Annotated in this window: 23 protein-coding genes and 2 pseudogenes; 12 read left to right on the top strand and 13 right to left on the bottom strand. The window is 69.7% G+C overall.

Features of this window, described 5'->3' with window-relative positions:
* The first annotated feature begins 151 nt into the window (after positions 1 to 151).
* Entirely contained in the window at positions 152 to 889 is a 738-nt protein-coding gene (locus tag OHU74_RS02995) for an ABC transporter ATP-binding protein (protein ID WP_371614428.1), read from the top strand.
* Here the strand turns inward: OHU74_RS02995 and OHU74_RS02990 are convergent.
* The 6 genes from OHU74_RS02990 to OHU74_RS02965 form a co-directional block, all read right to left on the bottom strand.
* Positions 886 to 2,814 (bottom strand): helix-turn-helix domain-containing protein, encoded by a 1,929-nt coding sequence (locus tag OHU74_RS02990; protein WP_371614427.1) that lies wholly within the window; start codon positions 2,812 to 2,814, stop codon positions 886 to 888. The two genes, OHU74_RS02995 and OHU74_RS02990, sit on opposite strands and share 4 nt — an antisense overlap.
* Before the next feature lie 97 nt (positions 2,815 to 2,911).
* A complete protein-coding gene (locus OHU74_RS02985) occupies positions 2,912 to 4,324 on the bottom strand; it encodes an MFS transporter (RefSeq protein ID WP_371614426.1) in 1,413 nt (470 codons plus the stop codon).
* 437 nt (positions 4,325 to 4,761) lie between these two features.
* On the bottom strand, positions 4,762 to 6,096 hold the full coding sequence (gene asnB, locus OHU74_RS02980; RefSeq protein ID WP_371614425.1) for an asparagine synthase (glutamine-hydrolyzing): 1,335 nt from the start codon (positions 6,094 to 6,096) through the stop codon (positions 4,762 to 4,764).
* 16 nt (positions 6,097 to 6,112) lie between these two features.
* On the bottom strand, positions 6,113 to 6,301 hold the full coding sequence (locus tag OHU74_RS02975; RefSeq protein WP_371614424.1) for a hypothetical protein: 189 nt from the start codon (positions 6,299 to 6,301) through the stop codon (positions 6,113 to 6,115).
* A 297-nt stretch (positions 6,302 to 6,598) separates the two neighbouring features.
* Positions 6,599 to 6,865: a hypothetical protein gene (locus OHU74_RS02970; protein ID WP_371614423.1), complete on the bottom strand. Its 267-nt coding sequence runs from the start codon at positions 6,863 to 6,865 to the stop codon at positions 6,599 to 6,601.
* Between the two features lie 225 nt (positions 6,866 to 7,090).
* On the bottom strand, positions 7,091 to 7,432 hold the full coding sequence (locus tag OHU74_RS02965; RefSeq protein ID WP_371614422.1) for a MerR family transcriptional regulator: 342 nt from the start codon (positions 7,430 to 7,432) through the stop codon (positions 7,091 to 7,093).
* Between the two features lie 1,006 nt (positions 7,433 to 8,438).
* Between OHU74_RS02965 and OHU74_RS02960 the strand changes: the two genes are divergently transcribed.
* Positions 8,439 to 8,798 (top strand): hypothetical protein, encoded by a 360-nt coding sequence (locus tag OHU74_RS02960; protein ID WP_371614421.1) that lies wholly within the window; start codon positions 8,439 to 8,441, stop codon positions 8,796 to 8,798.
* A gap of 103 nt (positions 8,799 to 8,901) precedes the next feature.
* On the opposite strand, the gene OHU74_RS02955 is transcribed toward OHU74_RS02960, so the two are convergent.
* From OHU74_RS02955 to OHU74_RS02940, 4 genes are all read right to left on the bottom strand, one after another.
* Positions 8,902 to 9,213, bottom strand: coding sequence for an SCO5918 family protein (locus OHU74_RS02955; protein ID WP_371614420.1), 312 nt, complete (start codon positions 9,211 to 9,213; stop codon positions 8,902 to 8,904).
* Positions 9,214 to 9,268: 55 nt separating this feature from the next.
* Positions 9,269 to 9,673 (bottom strand): CBS domain-containing protein, encoded by a 405-nt coding sequence (locus tag OHU74_RS02950; protein WP_371614419.1) that lies wholly within the window; start codon positions 9,671 to 9,673, stop codon positions 9,269 to 9,271.
* A gap of 46 nt (positions 9,674 to 9,719) precedes the next feature.
* Positions 9,720 to 11,234, bottom strand: a complete 1,515-nt coding sequence (locus tag OHU74_RS02945; protein ID WP_371614418.1) for a DEAD/DEAH box helicase — start codon at positions 11,232 to 11,234, stop codon at positions 9,720 to 9,722.
* Between the two features lie 313 nt (positions 11,235 to 11,547).
* The gene (locus OHU74_RS02940; protein ID WP_330294822.1) at positions 11,548 to 11,751 is read right to left on the bottom strand and encodes a cold-shock protein; all 204 of its coding nucleotides are present in this window, start codon (positions 11,749 to 11,751) and stop codon (positions 11,548 to 11,550) included.
* Between the two features lie 394 nt (positions 11,752 to 12,145).
* Here OHU74_RS02940 and OHU74_RS02935 point away from each other — a divergent pair.
* The 8 genes and pseudogenes from OHU74_RS02935 to OHU74_RS02900 all read left to right on the top strand — a co-directional run.
* Positions 12,146 to 12,460 (top strand): annotated as a pseudogene (locus OHU74_RS02935) (aldo/keto reductase); the annotation flags it as partial.
* A gap of 82 nt (positions 12,461 to 12,542) precedes the next feature.
* On the top strand, positions 12,543 to 12,926 hold the full coding sequence (locus OHU74_RS02930; RefSeq protein ID WP_371619896.1) for an alpha/beta fold hydrolase: 384 nt from the start codon (positions 12,543 to 12,545) through the stop codon (positions 12,924 to 12,926).
* Positions 12,927 to 13,045: 119 nt separating this feature from the next.
* Positions 13,046 to 13,540: a MarR family winged helix-turn-helix transcriptional regulator gene (locus OHU74_RS02925; RefSeq protein WP_371614417.1), complete on the top strand. Its 495-nt coding sequence runs from the start codon at positions 13,046 to 13,048 to the stop codon at positions 13,538 to 13,540.
* A 118-nt stretch (positions 13,541 to 13,658) separates the two neighbouring features.
* Entirely contained in the window at positions 13,659 to 14,303 is a 645-nt protein-coding gene (locus tag OHU74_RS02920) for a DsbA family protein (protein WP_371614416.1), read from the top strand.
* A gap of 126 nt (positions 14,304 to 14,429) precedes the next feature.
* The gene (locus OHU74_RS02915; RefSeq protein WP_371614415.1) at positions 14,430 to 15,239 is read left to right on the top strand and encodes an MBL fold metallo-hydrolase; all 810 of its coding nucleotides are present in this window, start codon (positions 14,430 to 14,432) and stop codon (positions 15,237 to 15,239) included.
* Positions 15,240 to 15,601: 362 nt separating this feature from the next.
* A complete protein-coding gene (locus OHU74_RS02910) occupies positions 15,602 to 16,024 on the top strand; it encodes a nuclear transport factor 2 family protein (RefSeq protein ID WP_371614414.1) in 423 nt (140 codons plus the stop codon).
* 2 nt (positions 16,025 to 16,026) lie between these two features.
* Positions 16,027 to 16,176 (top strand): annotated as a pseudogene (locus OHU74_RS02905) (serine/threonine-protein phosphatase); the annotation flags it as partial.
* 73 nt (positions 16,177 to 16,249) lie between these two features.
* Entirely contained in the window at positions 16,250 to 16,378 is a 129-nt protein-coding gene (locus tag OHU74_RS02900) for a hypothetical protein (RefSeq protein WP_371619895.1), read from the top strand.
* Between the two features lie 203 nt (positions 16,379 to 16,581).
* Here the strand turns inward: OHU74_RS02900 and OHU74_RS02895 are convergent, their stop codons facing one another.
* Positions 16,582 to 16,929 (bottom strand): VOC family protein, encoded by a 348-nt coding sequence (locus OHU74_RS02895; RefSeq protein ID WP_371614413.1) that lies wholly within the window; start codon positions 16,927 to 16,929, stop codon positions 16,582 to 16,584.
* Positions 16,930 to 17,040: 111 nt separating this feature from the next.
* A complete protein-coding gene (locus OHU74_RS02890) occupies positions 17,041 to 17,460 on the bottom strand; it encodes an ester cyclase (protein WP_371614412.1) in 420 nt (139 codons plus the stop codon).
* A gap of 98 nt (positions 17,461 to 17,558) precedes the next feature.
* On the opposite strand from OHU74_RS02890, the gene OHU74_RS02885 reads away from it, so the two are divergent.
* Together OHU74_RS02885 and OHU74_RS02880 are read left to right on the top strand one after the other, a co-directional pair.
* Positions 17,559 to 18,137 (top strand): PadR family transcriptional regulator, encoded by a 579-nt coding sequence (locus tag OHU74_RS02885; RefSeq protein ID WP_371614411.1) that lies wholly within the window; start codon positions 17,559 to 17,561, stop codon positions 18,135 to 18,137.
* Between the two features lie 20 nt (positions 18,138 to 18,157).
* Positions 18,158 to 19,147: an NADPH:quinone reductase gene (locus OHU74_RS02880; protein ID WP_371614410.1), complete on the top strand. Its 990-nt coding sequence runs from the start codon at positions 18,158 to 18,160 to the stop codon at positions 19,145 to 19,147.
* Positions 19,148 to 19,504: 357 nt separating this feature from the next.
* On the opposite strand, the gene OHU74_RS02875 is transcribed toward OHU74_RS02880, so the two are convergent.
* The gene (locus tag OHU74_RS02875) at positions 19,505 to 20,551 is read right to left on the bottom strand and encodes an IS630 family transposase (RefSeq protein ID WP_371614409.1); all 1,047 of its coding nucleotides are present in this window, start codon (positions 20,549 to 20,551) and stop codon (positions 19,505 to 19,507) included.
* Between the last annotated feature and the right edge of the window lie 112 nt (positions 20,552 to 20,663).

Raw genomic sequence — 20,663 nt, 5'->3', positions numbered from 1 at the left:
CCCCGCACCGGACGTTTCATCCCGGATAGCGGACGATGTTGCCAGAATCGATCAGATAGGGGAAGGGACTTGCGTGAATGGTGCATCAGATGAACAAATCGACGGGGACGGGCACGCAAGGGCGCGTTTTCGGACACGGGGGAGCCGCAGCATGACGCAGCAACAGGAGTCGCAGCCACAGCAGGACGACGCCACCACAGAGCCGCCGATGGTGGTCGTGGACGGCGTACGGCGCAGCTTCGGCACCGGACCACAGGCCGTCCACGCGCTGCGCGGAGTGTCGTTCGAGGTCCGCCGCGGCGAACTCACCGCGCTCAAAGGGCGGTCGGGATCCGGCAAGACCACCCTGCTCAACCTGGTCGGCGGCCTCGACACCCCGACCGACGGCAGCGTCCGCCTCGACGGCACCGACCTGGCCGGCCTGGACGAGGAAGGCCGCCTCGCGCTGCGCCGCGACCGGATCGGTTTCGTGTTCCAGTCCTTCGGCCTGATACCCGCCCTGACCGCCGCCGAGAACGTCGGGGTCCCGATGCGGCTGCGCAAGGTTCCGGCGAAGCAGCGCGAGGAGCGGGCCCGTACCCTCCTGGCCCTCGTCGGCCTCGCCGAGCAGACCGAGCAGCGCCCCGGCGAACTCTCCGGCGGCCAGCAGCAGCGGGTGGCCGTCGCCCGCGCCCTCGCCAACGAGCCCGACCTGATCATCGCGGACGAACCCACCGGCCAGCTCGACTCCGACACCGGCCGCCAGATCATGCGGCTGCTGCGCGCGGTGGTGCGCAGCGAGGGCGTCACGGCGCTGGTCGCCACGCACGACCCGGCCCTGATGGAGCTGGCGGACCGGGTGGTGGAACTGCGCGACGGCCGGATCGTGGACGCGGAGGCCGACTCCTAGGCCGTCGGCCGGGGCGGGGCGGATTTCGTCAGGAGGTGCAGGCGCAGGGCGAGTTGGAGCTCCAGCGCCCGGGCGGGGGAGTTCCAGTCCTCGCCCAGGAGCCGGCCGATCCGGTCGAGGCGCTGCACCACCGTGTTGACGTGGATGTGCAGGGCGTCCTTGGCCTTGGAGAGGCTGGCGCCGTGCGTGTAGTAGGCCCGGAGGGTCTGCACCAGCTCGGTGCCGCGCTGGGCGTCGTAGTCGATGACCGGGCCCAGCACCTGGTGGACGTACCCGCCGACGTCGCCGCCCTCGCCGAGCAGCAGCCCGACGAAGCCCAGGTCGCCGAGGGCGGCGCCGTAGCCGGTGTGGCCCAGCGCGTGCAGGGCCTCCAGGCAGCGCACGGCCTGCGCGTACACGTCCGGCAGCCCGCCCGGACGGTCGGCCGGGCCGGCGGATCCCACGGTGACCGGCGCGCCCAGGGCCCTGCCCAGCTCCGCGGCCAGGGAGCGGGCGAGCTCCCCGGGCCGATCGGCCGGGGCGAGGAGCACGATGTGGCCCTCGTGCAGCCCGGCCAGGCCGTCGAGGGCCCGCGCGTGCCGGGCCGTCTCCGCGGAGAGGCGGGGCCGCAGGGCCGCGTCGCAGTGCAGCACCAGGATGGTGTGCGGGTGCGAGAGGTCGACGCCCAGTTTCCGGGCCCGGATCGTCTGGCTGCCGCTGTCGCGCGTCCGCCCGGGGCTCTGCGGGGTCAGCAGGTCGCTGAGCAGTTCGCCGCGGACCCGGTCCTCGGCGTGGGCCACCGACCGGCGCAGCAGCAGCAGGAGCGCGGTGACCAGGCCGGTGCGCTCGAACAGCCGCCGGTCGGTGTCCGAGAGGTCCGCCCGCCCCGTCAGGGCGATGGAGCCGAGGAGTTCCGGCCCGGCCAGGACGGCGCAGACCCACACGCCGTCCACCGGAACGGCCCGGCCCCCGGACCGGGAAGCCGCGACCCCCTGGGCGGGCGGGCCGATCGGCCCGGTGGCGACCCGGGCCAGCTCGGTCCCGTCGGCATCGTGCACCACCAGCCCGCCCCGCAGCAGCGCGGCCACCTCCCGGGCCACGTCGGTGACGTCCCCGCCGCGCAGGACCAGGTCGGTGAGCCGGTCGTGGGTCTCGGTGGCCAGCCGCATGGCCTCGCTCTGCGCACGCGCCGTCTCGGTCGCGGAGTTGAGCTCCACGAGGGCCGTACGCGTCTCCTCCAGCAGCCGGGCGCCGTCGATGGCCACGGCCGCGTGGTCGGCGAGCGAGGACAGCAGCGTGACCGCGTCGGGGGCGAAGTCGCGCACCGAGCGGTCGGCCGCGTAGAGCACCCCTATCACGCGCGTGCCCACCCGCAGCGGAACGCCGAGGATGCCCCGCAGCCCCTCCTCGCTCACTCCGGAGTCGATGGTGCTGGTGTGCCGGAAACGGTCGTCCACGCGGTAGTCGGCGCTGGCGTACGGGCGGGCGGTCTGCGCGACGAGACCGCCGAGCCCCTCGCCCATGCCGAGCCGCAACTGCTGGAAGGCGGCGGAGACGGAACCGTCGGTGACGCGCATGAACGTATCGCCCACGACCGGGTCGTTGAGCGTGAGGTACGCGACGTCCGTGCCCAGCAGGGTCCTGGCACGCCGCACGATGGCCCGTAGCACCGCGTCGAGATCGCGCAGCGCCGCCAGGTCCCCGGCCGTGTCGAAGAGGGCGGTGAGTTCCGCCTCGCGCCGGCGGTGCTGCTCCAGGGTGCGGCGGATGTCCAGGGCGACCCCGGTCGCCTCCTCGACGAACGCCTGCACGGCGGCAGGTGCCCCGGCGCTACGAGCCTGCGCGCCGGGCCGGGCGAACTCCTCCACGGGGGCGCCCTGGGCGAGCAGGTCGAGCAGTCGGCGCAGCGCGGCCACGGGCTCGTCGGTATCGGTCACGGGAGCCATGCTGGCAGCCCTTCGGCGCGGGGGCGGGGACGGGGTCCGCCCGCCGTACCCGGAGGCACCGGAGACGGCGGGCGGAGGAGGGGGTGGTCCTGGGCTCTCAGGCGGAGTCGGAGACCGCGGCCGTGGACCGCCCGGCGTAGCCGTTCCCCGCGACGGCCTGGGCCTGGTCCCGGGCCTCAGCCTTCGGCCGGGACAGGTCCCGGCCCCGGGTCTCGCGGGCGAAGGCGACGGTGAGGGTGGTGACCACGGCGGCCGCGGACAGGTAGATGGAGACCGGCACCGAGGAGCCGTAGTCCTTCAGGAGCTCGACGGCGATGATCGGGGCCAGCGCACCCGCGACGATCGAGGCGAGCTGGGAGCCCATCGAGGCGCCCGAGTAACGGACCTTGGTGTCGAACATCTCGGAGACGAAGGCGGCCTGCGGCCCGTACATGGCGCCGTGCAGCAGCAGACCCGCGGTGACGGCCGCCGTGATGACGGCGAAGGACTTGGAGTCGACCAGGGCGAAGAACCCGAACGCCCACAGCGCCATCCCCACCGAGCCGATCAGCGTCACCGGCCGGCGCCCGATCCGGTCCGAGAGCGCACCCCAGGCGGGGATGGTGACGAAGTGGACGGCCGAGCCGATCAGGAGCGCGTTGAGCGCGGTGGTCTTGGGGAGCCCGAGGTGGGTGGTGACGTAGACGAGGAGGAAGGAAGTGAGGATGTAGTACGAGATGTTCTCGCCGAACCGGGTGCCGATGGCGGTCAGCACCTGCCGCCAGTCCTTGCGGAACACCTGCACGACGGGCGCCTTCTCCTGCCGCGCGCCGCTCTTGGCGGCCTCGGCTTCGGCCTCGGCCTGCGCGGCGAGGAAGACGGGGGACTCGGAGACGGAGAGCCGGATCCACAGCCCGACCACCACGAGCACTCCCGAGAGCAGGAACGGAATCCGCCATCCCCAGGCGAGGAACGTGGCGTCCGACTGCACGGCGGCGAGCAGCGCCAGTACCCCGGTGGCCAGCAGGTTCCCCCCGGGAGCCCCGGACTGCGGCCACGAGGCCCAGAACCCCCGGTGCTCGGCCCCACCGTGCTCGGAGACGATCAGCACGGCCCCGCCCCACTCACCACCCAGCGCGAACCCCTGCACCAGCCGCAGCGCGGTCAGCAGGATCGGAGCACCCACCCCGATGCTCGCATGGGTGGGCAGCAGCCCCATCGCGAAGGTGGCCCCGCCCATCATGACCAGGCTGAGCACGAGCAGCTTCTTGCGCCCCACCTTGTCCCCGAAGTGCCCGAACACCACCCCGCCCAGCGGCCGGGCCAGGAACCCGATGGCGTAGGTGAGGAAGGCGATCAGGGTGCCGGTGAGCGGATCGGCGGTGGGGAAGAACAGCTTGTTGAAGACCAGCGCCGCGGCGGTCCCGTAGAGGAAGAAGTCGTACCACTCGATGGTGGTCCCGATCAGGCTGGCGGCGACGATGCGTCTGATGCCTGACGGGGCTGGGGGAGCCGTTGCGGTGGAGGCCATGTGAACCACTTCCAGGGGTCTGCGGGGACGTCGGCTGTGGCCACAACGTAGAAGTCCCCAGGTCACCCGTATATGTGGCCCGCCATCACAATCGGGCTACGACGGATGTGTCGGCGCACCACATGGCCCGAACTCCTGCTCTGCATTCCCTCCGGAACAGGGTCGTGAAGCCCTGTCGGAATTGCAGAGTCAGGGCTCTTTTGGGTAGGCGGTGCTGACTCCCGTGCTGGTTTGGTGCTGACCCGAAACCCCACGTCAGTACCCCTCGCGACCCGTCCCGTGCTGGTTCGGTGCTGGTTACGCTGCGTTGAGCGCGACCTGATTGTGGTCGAGGCGGGGCAGAGCGAAAGCGCGGAGAATCAGCCTGAGTTCCGCCCCTCGGGCCCGGTTCGCACTGGGCCTTGGCCGGCACGCCCGGACAGCGTTCGCGGTGCTGGTCAGGTGAGGCGTTCGAGGACGGCGGTCATGCCGATGCCGCCCGCGGCGACGACGGAGATCAGGGCGGTGGAGGCGTCGTCCTGGCGCAGGGTGTTGAGGGCGGTGGTGGTCAGGCGGGCGCCGGCGGCGCCGTACGGCTCGCCCAGCGCGATGGAGCCGCCTCGGGTGTTGAAGCGGTCCGGGTCGCAGTCGAGTTCCCGGCAGTAGGCGAGCATTTGGGCGGCGAAGGGTTCGTTGCCGACGCAGACGTCGATGTCATCGAGGGTCATGCCGCTACGGGCGAGGACGCGGCGGGTGGCTTCGACGGGTGCCGGTCCCTCGGTTTCGGGGGTGATGCCGTGGTGGCGGGAGCCGAGGGCTTCGGCCATCAGGGCGATGTAGGGGGCGTCGTCGTCGCGGCGCATCGCGTCGCGGGCGGACGGCCTCGTCTTCGAGGTCAGGTCGAGGGAGACGGTGGTGAGGGGCCTGTCGCCGGTCTGCTGGGCCAGGGCGGCGATGGCGCTGGAGTCGAGACCGCCGGAGAGCAGCGTGCAGGACGGCACTTCGGCGACGGCCTGGTCGCCGACCGCCTGGGTGAGCAGCTCGCGGACGGCGGCGATGGTGTCGGGGAGGTCGTCGGTGTGCTCGCGCGGGGTCAGTGACCGGTAGCGGCGCAGGGTGGCCCGGCCGGCGGCGTCGATCGTGACCACGTGCGCCGGCGGCACCTCGCTGAGGCCCGAGAACGCGGTCCGGCCCGGTGAGTTGACCATCGGGTGCGAGGACAGGATCAGTTCCCGCAGGCCCGGCAGGTCGAGAATCGTTTCCGCTTCCGGGTGGGCCAGGACGGCTTTGGGTTCGGATCCGAATCGGACACCGCTGGGGGTCAGCGCGTAGAAGAGAGGCTTCACTCCCATCCGGTCGCGGGCCAGCAGGAGACGTCGCTCACGCGGGTCCCACACAACGAACGCGAAGATGCCTTCCAGCCGTTCCACGGCGCCCGCGCCCCACTGCCGGACGGCCGCCAGGACGACCTCGGTATCGGAGCGCGTGCGGAAGTGGTGGCCACGTGCCGTGAGCTCGCGACGCAGCTCGTTGTGGTTGTAGACCTCGCCGGTGAACACCAGCACTGCCCCGGGCTCGCCGGAAGTGGTCTGGTCCACCATGGGCTGGCGGCCGCCGGCCTGGTCGACGATCGCCAGGCGGGTGTGGCCCACGGCCGAACCCGGCCCCGTCCACGACGCCGAGGCGTCCGGGCCCCGGCAGGCCATGGACTCCAGCATCGGCTTGAGCTCCGCCAAGTCCGCTTCCGGCATCTCGTCCCGGCCGAACACAATCCAGCCAGCGAGCCCACACACGAAGAATCGATCCCCCTCAATGACGGCGCCCGGGGCCGATGCCGCCGAGCTGATCGCGCAGGGTGCGCTGGTCGTCGTCGAGGCGGTCTGGGCGGGTGGCCATGAGGCGGGTGACGCGGCGTGGGGAGAGGGCGGTGTGGTCGGCTTCGAACCGGCCTTGGCCGATGGAGCGGACCAGGGGATTCGCGCTGCCGGTGTAGCCCATCTCCCGGATCTCGGCCAGTAGGTGGGTGGTGGGACGGCCGGGTCGTCGGCACGGCGTTCTCGCAGGTGGTCGAGGTGGGGGTCGACCAGGCCGGGCCGGTAGGTGGTGGTGCGGACGAGGCGGTCGGTCTCGCTGTGGCGTGCGTAGCGCTTGACCGTTTTCATGGTCAGGTCGAGTCGGCCACAGGTGCCACCTGTCCATGACCTGCACAATCGTCGGGTCGGCGGCGCGGGTTGCCTGGGCGAAGCCGCCGGAGCCGTCCCAGCGAACCACCCGAACGCCGGGATGCTAGCGGAGTCAGGAGGTGATGGTCGCGGCCCGCCGGTCGGGCAACACCTCGACCCGCTCGCCAGTCTCGGCATCGATGATGATCGTGGTGTAGCGGCCGCCGTTGAGCAGCAGGTCGCTGGCCGAGCCCGCCAGAGCCACCGCCTCGACCACCCGCCGCGGCGCCGGGGTACGCCGCTGGTAGGGCTTCGTCGGACCGTCGACCTGCTCGACGAAGGTCGGCTTCGGACAGTCCGGGTTCTCACAGCCCAACCGCCGCACGGACAGGTCGATCACCAGCGGACGCCGTAATGGCGGTGATCCGCAGCGCCTCCGGGCCGGTCTCCACTCGCTCGATCCGTAACCCGGCCAGCTGCGGCAGTGCCTACGAAAATCTTGGAAGAGACAACTTCCGGACGGCCCCGGAAGAGGTCGAGCGTGGCCCAGGTGCGGCACACGGCCTCTTGCGCTCCACCATGGGAGGCCCCGGCCCGCCTGACCGTTGCCTCGCAGATGAAGTCGTCACACTGCGGCCGACGGAGCGGATGATCCGGCGGCGCGGCGGTATTCGGCGTTGATGCGCTGGGCTTCTTCGAGTTGGTCTTCGAGGATGATGATGCGGCAGGCGGACTCGATGGGGGTGCCCTGGTCGACGAGTTCGCGGGCGCGGGCAGCGATGCGCAGCTGGTAGCGCGAGTAGCGGCGGTGTCCACCGTCCGAGCGGAGTGGTGTGATGAGGCGGGCCTCACCGAGGGCGCGGAGGAAGGCTTGGGTGGTGCCGAGCATTTCTGCGGCTCGACCCATGGTGTAGGCGGGGTAGTCGTCGTCGTCGAGACGGCCGTCGAACGAGTCGTGTGCGGTCATGGAACCTCTCTGTGGAACGCGTGGAGGGGCCCTGGTGCCGTATGGCACCAGGGCCCCGAAGGAACTACTACACCATCTGCCGGCCCTGGTACTGCGCCGGCCTTCTGTTTCCGCCGACCCGACCGAAAGACTGTCGGGGATGCGGGGATCGCGGTTGCTTGACCGGAGACCACCTCACTATCGATGTCCTGCGGTACCCGAGCTCAAGACTCCGCTCGGGCGATCCTGATGGCGCTCGGCTCCTCCGTTCTTCCCTCGGTGATCAATTACTTACCCAGCGGGGGACTGCGTACTGCTGGTACTGCTGGTACTGCTCTCCTGCGTACTGCTGGTGATGCGAACTGCTCAGTGGCCTGTGGTAGCGCCACTCTTCGGCAGCCAGCCCCGTCGCCCGTCCTGCATCTGCTCTGGCTTAGAACCCCACTGCCGAACTTCCCGGTGCGCGCGCCCGCAGCCGACGCCTTCACCGAGGTACCACTTACTGACTTCACTGCTGGTACTGCGCACTGCGTTATCTGCGGTACTGCTGATGGCGGCCCCTGATCACTGCGGGCCGCCCGGTCCGGTCGTCAGTCCCGTCGCCGTCTTGCAACAACCCTGGCTCCGCAACTCCACCACCGCACCGTCCTGCGAACTGCAACTACCTGTACTGCGGGTACTACTGCCCGGCAGTTCGTCTCTGCCAGGCCCTGCTGTCTCTCTGGGCTACGAGAGAAACCATACCCACGTCACCATCCAATGTCTACTCTGACCGTCATAGATTTTCGAGTGTTCGACGGTGAGGTAATCGACCTCGAACGGCACCGGGGTATGAGGGTGAGGGGGTGAGGCCACACCGGGCGCTGGACGCCCGCCACGGCTCGGCGCCGTGGCCGATAGGGGGCTCCGCGCGTGATCAGCCGGACAGCCCTTGCACATCCGGCGCTCCGGTCGGCATCACCGCACACTGCGCTGAGACCTCTCCTCGGGGAGCGGGCGGGGTGGCCTGTGAATAGAATCCGCTCTCATGTCGAAGCCTGACGAGCTGCTCGTTGACGTCGCCGCCCTGGTGGAGTCCGGGCAGAGCAACCAGATGTCCCTGACCGTGGTCACCGGCGGTGCTGTCATCACCGGTCGGCTGGCTCCCGAAGCCGTATGGAGGCAGCGGGTGTCGGAGGTCCTGACGGACTCGGCCCGCCTGGGCGATTTCTCCGTCATCTTCACCGCTGCGCCACGGGAGGAGGGGCCGCCCACGCATCTGCACTTCCATGTGGCCCGTATCCTTCAGGGCGCGGTGGGGATCCCGGAGACGGGCGGGATGTACCGCGTCTCGATCGCCGATGTCAGCGCCTGGACCGTAGGCGATTTCAGCTATTCCGACCACTGACACGGCGTCGCGAAGAGAAACCCGTAACTACGCGTGAGGGCCCGACCGGCGTGCCGGTCGGGCCCTCTTTGTGTTCGGGTGCCGGCTCGCGCCGGTCCGTCGGTCAGACGGCCATCGGGACCCCGAGCATCGCGGATGCCTGCTGGACCGGGCTGAGGACGCGCATGGGCGCGGCGGCCCGGGGAAGGCCGCGGCAGGTGAAGCCGAGCTGGGTCATGGCCCGCAGGACTTCACCGACGCTGAAGTCGCGGCGGTCCTGCCGGGTGATGACCTGGCCGACCTGCTTCACGGGGTAGATGCGGCGGCCGATGATCACGGAGTCGCCGACGACCTCCTCGGGCTTGATGCCCTTCATCGATTCCAGGACGCCGCTCTTGGTCAGGTCGAACGGGAAACGGGCGATGACACAGCGCATGATGCCTCACAGGGAGAAGAAGAGGGGTGGGGCGGTTCTGCCGCGGTGAGGCGGTTCAGCGTGCGAGGGCGAGGACGCCCAGAGCGCTGCCTTGTTCGTCGACGACGGGCAGGGCGTCGAGCCGGCGGTAGCTCATCGCGTGTTCGGCCTCGGCCATGGTGGTCATCGGCGAGGTGAACGGCCCGCGGTCACCGAGGACATCGCGCAGCCGGACCCGGTCCGTGTACGCGCTGCCGTCGCGGATGGCGGTGAGCTGGGCCTGGGTGACCAGCCCGGTGCACAGGCCGTCCTCGTCGCAGACGAGCAGATGACCCGCGCGGGCACTGGCCATGACGGACAGGGCCACTTCGACCGTCATGTCGTCACACACCTGCGGGCCGGCCGCCTCCATGGCATCGTCCACCGTCCGGTGCAGAAGATTGGCACGTACCGAGCGGGGCTGCATCTGGACCAGCGTCAAAACGTGCCTCCTGCAGAGATGGGTCAGTTTCCTGATCACGTGGGTCTCAGGCCGCCGCATCAAAGGCGGACTGCCGCACGTTCACGCGCCGAGTGGCCGAAGCGGGACTGCGCCGGCCGCGGGAGGCCGTTCTGCGCTTGGGCCGCTCGGACACCGGTGCGGCGATGGTGACCGGGATGCCGGAGGGGGCCTGGGCACCGGTGATCCGGCCCAGCGCCTCCTCACCCGAGCGGACCTGAGTGGTCTGGGGAACGATGCCGGCGGCGGACATGAGGCGGGTCATGTCGCGGCGCTGGTTGGGGGTGACCAGGGTGACGACGCTGCCGGACTCGCCGGCGCGGGCGGTGCGGCCGCCGCGGTGGAGGTAGTCCTTGTGGTCGGTCGGCGGGTCCACGTTGACGACGAGGTCGAGGTTGTCCACGTGGATGCCGCGGGCGGCGACGTTCGTGGCGACCAGGACGGTGACGTGTCCGGTCTTGAACTGGGCCAGTGTCCGGGTCCGCTGCGGCTGGGACTTCCCGCCGTGCAGGGCCGCGGCGCGGACCCCGCTGTCGAGGAGGTCCTGGGTGAGGCGGTCCACGGCGTGCTTGGTGTCGAGGAACATGATCACGCGGCCGTCGCGGGCGGCGATCTCCGTCGTCGTCCGCTGCTTGTCGGCGCCGTGGACGTACAGGACGTGGTGCTCCATCGTGGTCACCGCGCCCTGCGAGGGATCGACGGAGTGCACGACCGGGTCCGTCAGGTAGCGGCGCACCAGCAGGTCGACGTTGCGGTCCAGGGTGGCGGAGAACAGCATCCGCTGGCCCTCGGGGCGCACCTGGTCGAGCAGGGCGGTGACCTGCGGCATGAAGCCCATGTCGGCCATCTGGTCGGCTTCGTCGAGGACGGTGATCGCGACCTGGTTCAGGCGGCAGTCACCACGGTCGATGAGGTCCTTCAGACGTCCGGGGGTGGCAACCACGACTTCGGCGCCGCCGCGCAGGGCGCCCGCCTGGCGGCCGATGGGCATGCCGCCGACGACGGTGGCAAGGCGGAGCCTGACCGCACGGGCGTACGGGGTGAGGGCGTCGGTCACCTGCTGGGCCAGTTCGCGGGTGGGTACGAGGATCAGCGCGAGTGGCTGGTGGGGCTCGGCGCGCTGCCCGGCGGTGCGGGCCAGCAGGGCGAGGCCGAACGCCAGGGTCTTTCCCGAGCCGGTCCGGCCACGCCCGAGGACGTCCCGGCCCGCAAGGGTGTTGGGCAGGGTGGCGCCCTGGATCGGGAAGGGCACGCTCACGCCCTGCGCGCCGAGGGCGGCCAGCAGCTCGGCCGGCATGTCGAGATCGGCGAAGGCTTCGACGGCGGGCAGCGCGGGAGTGATCGTCTTCGGCGGCGCGAACTCGCCCTGTACCGCGGCGGGCCGGCGGCCCGAGCCGCCCGAGCGGCTCGGACCTGCGGAACGGCTCCGGGCCGGGGAGCCGAATCGGTTGCCCCGCTCCGAACCCGCGCCGTTGCCGAAAGCAGGGCCGCCGGTGCGGCTGCGGGTACGGGAGGATCGGTCGTTCGTACGTGTGGGGTTCATGTAGAACCTTCCTTGATACGGCGCGTATCAAGGAATTCCCGCAGTGGAAGTGCAGTGCAGGGATCGCAAGAACGGGCCGAATGGAACATGAATGCGAAGCTGGTGAGCGCACAGGAAATCCGTACAGGCTCAGTCGCCGAAATGGGTGATGTCGTATGGATGCGAAATCCAGTACATCAACCTGGGTGCGGCTCCGGGGGAGCTGCACACCTGAAGAATGTGGTCCCGCAGGTGAAACCACCACGGGAGATGTGCGCAGCTGGGGCCCGCACCCCGAGGGATGCGGGCCCCAGCTGCAAAATGTGCGTCAGCGTCAGACCGGAACGATGTTCTCGGCCGTCGGGCCCTTCTGGCCCTGCGCGATGTCGAAGGTGACCCTCTGGCCTTCGAGCAGCTCCCGGAAGCCCTGAGCGGCAATGTTCGAGAAGTGGGCGAAGACGTCGTCGCCGCCACCCTCCTGCTCGATGAAGCCGAAACCCTTTGCCGCGTTGAACCACTTCACGGTGCCAGCAGCCATGTCGTATCTCCTTTGGGGCAGTACACCAGCATCCGCACTGTGCGGACACCGTGTCGCCGCGATGATGCCCGGCCCGGAGAATGGCCCGGAAATGTAAAGCGCTTCACCGTGGCGCGGAGGCCGACTGAAAGCGCTTGGAGTTTTTGGGTATCAAAACTGCAACCGAGATCGACAGTAGCACGCTGCAGTGGCTTGTGTACGTAAAATAATTCCACCCTACGCGCTGCGGTAAAAACTCTCGATGCGGGACCCATTAAACTCTCAAGTCGCGGGCATAGATATTGATTGACCCCGAGTGCAGCCTTTCGGAAGTAAGGATGCCCCAGGGCCTGACCATCGCTGCGGCCGTTCGTGGAGCCGTTCTCGCAGGTGCAGGAGAATCTCGGTGTCGGCGATGCCGACCAAGGCTGCCGACAGGATCCGGATGCGTGCGTCATCGCCACGGTGCACAGCCCGCACGATGGCATCGACGGTGGCGGCCGCCTCGGCGGAAAGGTGTGGTGGGTCGGCCGTGGCCCAGATGTGGACGGCGGGATCATCCGTGACGCTCGCAGACCTGAAGAACCAGGCGCCCATCGTGGGCATCCAGAACGAGTACAGCCTCGTCGAGCGGAGTGCGGACCGTGAGCTGCTGCCGATGGACGAGAGCCTCGGACTCGGCGCCGCCCTGTGGTCCCCGCTCGGCGGCGGACTGCTCACCGGAAAGTACCGGCACGGCACCGAAGGGCGCCTCAGTGACCTGGGCGCGGTCATCCACACGGAGAGCACCGGCCAGAAGACCGCCGTCGTCGATGCCGTCCTGGTGGTCGCAGTTCCTCTTCTGCATCGACACCAAGGGCGGCCGACGGGCAGGGCGCGCCTTCCTGGAACGGTTGAAGGAGCGCACAGGCAACCGCGACAAAGCCATCTCGCTGTCGTCGTTCCGTGCCCGACTGAAGGTCATCCACCGGTGGGGCCTCCAGGCGCCGGCAGACCTGTCGCGCATTCACCATCCAGCCCTCGTGGCAAACGGCGAGTCCGACCGGACGGTGCCCAGTGAAAACACCCTGGACTTGGCCGCACGGCTGCCCCAAGGGGAACTCGTACCCCTCTACCCCGACGCCGGACACGGCGGGATCTTCCAACGCCACGCCGAATTCGTTTCGCAGGCGCTTGAGTTCCTCGATTCCCAGTGAGACCGGGGCTCGGCCGCAGCGCTCCCAGGCGCCCACCCGGGAGGGCATTGCCGCGAGCCGGGCGGCCGGGAGGGGATGATCGTGCCGAGACCGGATCTGACGAGCGAAGGGTGTGGCGGGTGGGTGAAGGTGCGGGGATCGGTTCGGCACAGGAGGCGGCGAACGACGAGCTGGTGCTCGCGTTCGGACGGCTGCAGGGGGCCGCGGGGCGGCTGGAGTACCTGCTCGGCGGTGCGATCGAGGAGGAGTTCGGGATCAGCCACCTGATGTACGAGGTGCTGCTGATCGTGGGCCGGGCGGGCGGCGCGGGCATGTCGATGCGGGCCATCGCGCAGGAGCGGGTCCTGACCACGGGCGGGATGACCCGCCTGGTGGACCGGATGGAGGCGGCCGGCCTGGTGGTGCGCGCCGATGACCCCGCGGACCGCCGGGGCAAGCTGGTACGGCTCACCGGGCGGGGTGAGGACATCGTGGTGCGGGCCAGCCGGGTGCACGTGGAGAACGTCCGCCGCCACTTCCTGGCACCGCTGCCCGAGGAGGCGCGGGAGCAGTTCATGGAGTGCCTGCGGATCCTCTCCCACTCGGCGCGGGACGCCCTGCCCCGCCTGCGGTAGGGGCGGAAGCCCCGGGGAGAGGGGCCCTTCACCATGCAGGAATACCTGACACAGCAGATACTGTTCAAGCAGGTACATCGCTTCGGTGTGGAGCGACTCCCTCTGCGAAGGCCTTCCCATGAAACTCGTCTACGTCTTCGACGCCTACTGCGGCTGGTCCTACGGCTTCGCCCCCACCCTGGCCGAGGTCACCCTGCGTCACCCCGGACTGCCCGTCGAGGTCGTGTCGGGCGGCTTGTTCACCGGGTCGCGGGCCGTGCCGATCCGCGAGTTCGGCTACGTCCGGGGCGCCAACGCCAAGATCAGCGAGCTGACCGGTGTCGAATTCGGGGCCGGGTACGAGCGGCTGATCGCCGACGGCTCGTTCGTCATGGATTCTCTGGACGCCGCCCGGGGCATGGCGGTGCTGCGACGGGCGGCCCCGGAGCGGGCGGTGGAGCTGGCCATGGCCGTGCAGGCCGCGTTCTACCAGGACGGCCTGAGCCTGTCCGACCCTGGCACTTTCACTCGGATCGCCGTGGCAGCCGGCCTTGACCCGTTGGAGGTCGCCTCCGCACTCGCCGCACCGGCCGCCGCTCTCGCGGCCGAGGCCGACTTCCGGCGGGCGGCAGCCCTGGGCGCGCAGGCCTACCCGACCCTCCTGGCCCAGGACGGCGACCGCACCAAGGTCCTCGCCGTCGGCCACGCGGGTCCCGACAAGATCGACACGCTCCTTGAGCAGTTCGCCGCCGCCCGCACCCACTCGGCCGCGCCCAGCCGCTGAATCCCGGCCGACACACCGGCACGATCGATGCCGTCCCCACCCGGCGGCGCGAACCTGAACCCACACGGCCGGCAGCCGGCCTCACCCCTCAGCACCCCCACTCTGCTTCCGGCAAAGGACATGATGATGAGCACCCTCGACTTCAAGGTCATCGACCTGGACTTCCCCGTCGGCTCGAAGAACAAGACCGCCACCCTCATCACCGGTGAGCGCGACGCGTTCCTCATCGACACCGGATTCACCCGCGCCGACGGACACCGGCTGGCCGCCGAGATCCTCGACTCCGGCAAGAACCTCACCAAGGTGTTCATCAGCCACGCCGACCCCGACTACTACTGGGGCGCCGAGGTCATCGCCGACGCCTTCCCCGATGTCGAGATCCTGGCGACGCCGCTGGTGATCGAGCACATCAAGGCCGCGTACGAGGGCAAGCTCAAGGCCTGGGAACCGGTGGGCGCCAACCGCCCCACCCGCCTGGTCGAGATGTCCGAACTGACCGGCGACCTCACCCTCGAAGGCCACGTCTTCCAGCTCAAGGGCGGCCACCCGGGGCTGCCCGACCGCCACTACCTGTGGCAGGCCGAACACCGGGCGATCGTCGGCGGCGTTCTTCTCTTCCAGAACGAGCACGTCTGGGTCGCCGACACCGGCAAGCCCCAGGACCGTGCCGTGTGGATCGAGCTGCTGGACGAGATGACGGCCCTCGACCCCGCCTTCGCCGTCCCCGGCCACCGGCTGCCCACCGCCGCCGCCCTCGACGCGAGCCCGATCGCCTACACCCGGGACTACCTCACCGCCTTCGAGGGCGAGCTGGACAAGGCCGACAGCGGCGAGGCCCTGACCAACGCTCTGGTCACCCGTTACCCCGAATCCGGCATGCTCATCGCGGCCCAGCTCGGCGCGAAGGTCGCCAAGGGCGAAATGACCTGGGGCTGACCCACCCCGACCACGGTCTGGCCGGGGACACCGGCCGGACCGTGCCCGCCGAGCTCAACGAGAACCCACGAGCACCACCGCCCGCCCCCCGACTCCCCGCTCTGCCTCGCCGTCGCCACGGCACTGATCATCGCCGTGCTCGGACCGCGCAGCCGCGGCGTGCCGAACCCGGCCCGCCAGTTCGTCCCCGCGCTGCTGGGGACCTACGGCTACCTCGCCGTGTACCTGATGGCGCCGGTCCTCGGCGCCGCCCTCGGCGAGGGCATCCACCAGTTGCTTCAACGCTACGCAGGAGCCAGGCGTACCCACCTACCGCCTGTGCCCCCACCAGACCAGCACCCATCTGAGAAAGGCCGTAACCCATGGAGACCACCGACTTCCACGCCTCCGCGGCCCCCGCCGACGTGGTGCGCCGCCAGTACGTCGCCTCCGCCAACGGCGACCTCGAGGCCCTGCGGGCCACCCTGGCCGACGACGTGGAGTGGACCGAGATGGCCGGCTTCCCCCTGGCCGGCACCTACCGCACCCCCACCGGCGTCACCTCCGCCGTCATGGAACAGCTCGGCAAGTCCTGGGACGGCTGGGCCGCCCACGACGACACCTATGTAGTCGACGGCGAGAACGTCGTCGTCCTCGCCCGCTACACCGCCACCAACAAAGCCACCAACAAACCGCTCGACGTGCGCGTCGCCCACCACTTCGTCGTACGCGGCGGAAAGATCGTCCGCTTCGAGCAGTTCGTCGACACCGCCCTGGTCCGCGATGCCATGCACCCCGGCGCATAACGGTGGTGCACCTGGTCAACCGCGGCCATCCGCCTCCGCTGGTGCTGCGTGAGGACAAGGTGCCCGCCTCGCCGCTGGCGCCGCTCGGTCTCGAAGACCTCGTCAACGGCCCTCCTGCCAAGCCCGAGGGTTACCCGTTCCTGCCCGGCGACCGGCTGCTGTTCTACACCGACGGCGTGATCGAAGCCCGCAACCGTGCCAACGACTTCCTCTCTGCCGGAGACCATGGAGGAGATACCCGCCGGCACCTCCCCACAGGAGTTCCTGGACGAAGTGCACAAGGCGCTCATCCGCCACACAGAGGGCCGTTTGACGGACGACGTGGCGATGATCCTCATCGACCGACTGGCCTGAAGGGGGAGCGTTGTAGTTGACCTGCGCATGCCTCGCTCGGCAAACATGCTCGGAACCGGGCCAGTCCGTCCCGTTGGAAGCAGTCGTCATGGGGCTCCAAGGCCGTGAGCCCCGTGTGGCGGCACTGGAGCCACGGACGCGGGAACACCCGCTACAACTTGGTGCGCGATTGCCTGGGGCAACGCGTTCCGACGGGGTCGGAGCTATCGGGTGTGCTGGGTGAGGCCGAACAGAGCGCCGGTGGGATCGCGCAGGACCATGTCTCCGTTGGGGTCCTGACGGACTTCGGTCGCACCGAGCTGTCGAGCCTGCTTGGCGTCGGCCTCGGGGCTGTTGCTGGCGAAACGGACCAGCCACAGTGATCGCTGCGCCGTTGGTCTGCCTGGCGGCGGGCTGATAGCGGCGGTGGAGCCGTCCGGCAACCGGAACTCGGTGTGCTCGGCGTTGGAGCTCCAGTGCAGGGCTGGTGGGTAGAAGGCGGCGGCGTGCTCGGGGCGGTCGGTGAGAAGGCTGATGCCGGCGAAGGTGCCCGGTTCGTGGGTCAGCTGCATGCGATCACCTGCCGCGCTCTCCCGCACCCTCGAGACGCGCGAAAACACGCCCGGGAGCACCTGGAAGGCCACCTGCTGAACGGTCGCCCACCACCCTGAGGCCCGCTCGGCTTACGGCGCAGGTACAGCACCAATCTGCTGCATCACCCCGAGGAGGTCGGGCTGTCCCCGTTCGCCAACGATCCGGCCGTCAGCCAGATAGTAGAAGTTCATGGCCTGCACCGAGATCTTGTTGCCGCTCGCCGGGATCCCGAAGAAGTCACCGTCGTGGGTGCCTCGCATGGTGAACCGCGCGGCCACCGTGTCGCCTTCGGTGACCATCTCCTCCAGCGTCCACCGGACGTCAGGGAAGGCGCTGCGCATCATCCCGATGACTTCCATGTAGCCGTCGGGCCCTCGCAGCGGTTCCGGGTGACTTGGCGCGTGGAACACCGCGTCCGGTGAAATGACCTCGCGAGCGAGGTCCTCGTCGGCTGTGTTGATGAACTCCACGAAGCGGTTCATCACGGATTCGGCGGACTGCGGTGACATCTTGCTCTGCCTCTCAAGGGACGTCGGGTGAATACCTTGGAGCGTAACATCGAATCGATGTTCACATCGATTCGATGTATCTGTGCAAGAATGCGGCCATGCTGGAACTAGCGATACTCGGCTTCCTGGCTGAGGGCTCCCTGTCCGGACACGCGTTGCGCCGCCGTGTCTCACAGCTGACTGGCTACACGCGGCCGGTCAGCGACGGCAGCCTGTATCCGGCGATCAACCGTCTGACCAAGGCGGGCTTGATCGAGCGGCGCGCCGACCCGGCCGCCGGGGCGGCCCGGTACCTGCTCAGCCTGACCGCGGCCGGGCGGGCCGACATGCTGCAGCGTCTACGCAGGCCCGCCGACCACGAGATCACCGACTTCACCCGGTTCTACATCGTCCTGGCATTCCTCTCCCACCTGCCGGACGTGGCCGAACAGCACGCGGTGCTGCGCCGACGGCTGGAGTTCCTGGAAGAACCGGCGAGCTTCTTCTACGACAATGACCGGCCCCTGCGTGCCGAGGAGATCGCCGACCCCTACCGGCGCGGCATGCTGTTCACCGCCCGCGCCACAAGCCGCGCCGAACGGACCTGGCTGCGCGAGGCCCTCGGCGAGAAACCGCCCGCGCTCGACACCACGGTCACCGACAGCGCCCCCCAGGCTCCCGCTGCTCCGGCGAGCTGACCGCCCACGGAGGTACCTCCATGCTTGCTTCCTGGTACGACGACCAGGGACCCGCCGCCGATGTCCTGCACGTCGGCGAACTCCCTGACCCCATCCCCGGACCCGGTGAGGTCCGCGTCCGTGTCACCGTCTCGGGAGTCAACCCCGGCGACACCAAGAAACGGCGCGGCTGGCTCGGCTCGACGATGCCCTTTCAACGCGTGATCCCGCACAGCGACGCCGCCGGGGTCGTCGACACTGTCGGAGAAGGCGTCGACGCACGACGCATCGGGCAGCGGGTGTGGGTATACGGCGCCCAGTCCTACCGGCCCTTCGGCACCGCCGCCCAATACACCGTCGTCCCCGCCGACCTGACCGCTCACCTGCCCGATCACCTCGACGACGAGCTCGGGGCGAGTCTGGGCATCCCCGGGATCACCGCCCACCGCACGGTGTTCGCCGACGGCCCGGTCGACGGGAAGCTCGTCCTGGTGCACGGTGTGCTCGGCGGGGTCGGCTCCCTGGCCGCCCAGCTCGCTCACTGGGCAGGGGCCACCGTGCTCGCCACCGTCCGGCGCGGGGAGGACCTGCACCGGGTCGACCCCTCCGTGGTGTCTCACGCCGTCGCCCTCGACTCCGGCGACGCGGCGGCGGAGATCCGCACGTACGCACCCGAGGGAGTCCACCGCATCGTCGAGGTGTCCCTGTCCGACAACGCCGACCTGGACTGCGCCGTTGCTGCGAACGGCGCGGTCATCGCCGCCTACGCCACCCGCGCCGACCGGACAGAGATCCCCTTCTGGCCGCTGTTGTTCAACAACGTCACCCTCCGCCTGCTCGGCAGCGACGACTTCCCCGCCGCGGCCAGGAGGCAGGCCGCCCGCGACCTCACTGCCGCAGCCGCCGCCGGCGCCCTCGCGGTGGACATCGGCGACCGTTTTCCGCTGGAGGAGATCGCCAAGGCACACGACCGCGTCGACGCCGGCGGCCGCGGCCGCACCCTGGTCACCATCCCCCAGCGATCCAGCTGAGACAGCGACGGCCGACAGCGCGCCGTTTGTGGAAGTCCTCTCAGAACGCGGGCGTTCTGCAAGACACTTCTGACTGCGAACGGATCCTTCCGCCGCCGCCAGGCCCTCACCTTGCACTTCGGCGAGCAGTACACGGCCGCGAATCGCCGGTCCACGCCCGCGATCCAACGGGGCCCCGCACTCGCGGCACGCCCGCCCCGCCCTGGACCGTGGCCAGGAGTCGGCGCAGCCTTCGCTCCACCCGCTACCGCCTGGAACGACACGCCGCAGAGCACAATGCTGCGTCCGGCCGGGCACCCAGCTACACCCGGTCCCCACAAGCCCGACAAACCCTCTCAACGGCCCCTAGTGAGGTTTTCAGGGTGGGGTCGGTGGGGTGATGGGTAGTCGGGTGCCGGTGAGGCATCCGTCGATGAGTGCGGGTCGGAGTTGGATGTGTCGCAGGCCTCGGCGGAGGGTGCGGGTGAGGTGGTCTGGGTCGGTGAAGGCGGTGTTGGCCATCGGTCCGCGTCGCAGGAGCGACCAGATGCCTTCGACGGGGTTGAGGTCCGTTGCGTACGGGGGAAGTTGGAAGACGGTGAGCCAGTCGTGCTCGGCCGCGTACCGCTTCATGCCGAGGGCCAGATGTGTGTTCAGGATGTCCCAGACCAGGACGATCGGGCCGCCTCGCTGCAGGTGCGCCCGGACGGCGAGGTCGCGGTAGGCGGTCCACGCGAAGCTCCTACGGGCTGCCCTGCTTGGCATGTGGAAACGGGGCCGGTAGATCATCCTGCTCTTCTCGCCGGGTTTGTAGCAGCACAGTGCGGTGACCGAGATGCGGCGGCGGGAGCGCCCCCGGACGCGGACCCGGTGTGTGTCCGCGCCGGCCCCAACTTCGGGAGCGCGGCGGCGACATCGCGAATCCGGCCTCGTCCTCGAAGAGGATCCAGGCCCCGAGCGCCGCCGCGGTGCTTTTACCTGCGGCCACACCTCCCGCTTCCACAGCTCGACCGCGCCCTCGTCCCGCTCCAGCGCCCGGCGGGCCGGGGCCTGCCAGGACCAGCCGTGCCGCTTCAGTAGCCGCCGCACCATCCCAACCGACAGTCTCATCCGGAATCGGCGACCGATCACGGCCTGGACGCGGGCCAGGGGCCAGCGTCGATCCTCGAACCCGTGCGCGGCCGGTCCTCTGCCCAACTCCCGCTTCAACAAGGCGAACCGGTCGTCCGACAGCTTCGGTGCACTCGCTGGACCCGATGAGCGCATCGCGTCCTCGCCGCCTTTCCGCCAGGCCCGCCGCCAACGCTCGATCGACCGCTCGCTGACCCGAAGGTCACGGGCAATCACCACGGTCCTCTCACCAGCCTCGAACCGGGCACCGGCCTGAAGGCCTCGCGGGCGAGGAGCACAAGAGATGTCCGTCACGACAGACAGTCCAGCCTCCCCAACCGGGGCACTGAAACCGCCTGCACACAGGATGAGGACCCCAGCCGATGCGTGGCTGGGGTCCTCGGTGCGGTGAGTATCGGTCAGCAGG

It is taken from the genome of Streptomyces sp. NBC_00454, assembly GCF_041434015.1.
In the GTDB taxonomy this organism is placed as follows: Bacteria; Actinomycetota; Actinomycetes; order Streptomycetales; family Streptomycetaceae; genus Streptomyces.
Note: the sequence above shows the minus strand (reverse complement) of the source record. Positions and strands in the feature narration are given on the sequence as shown.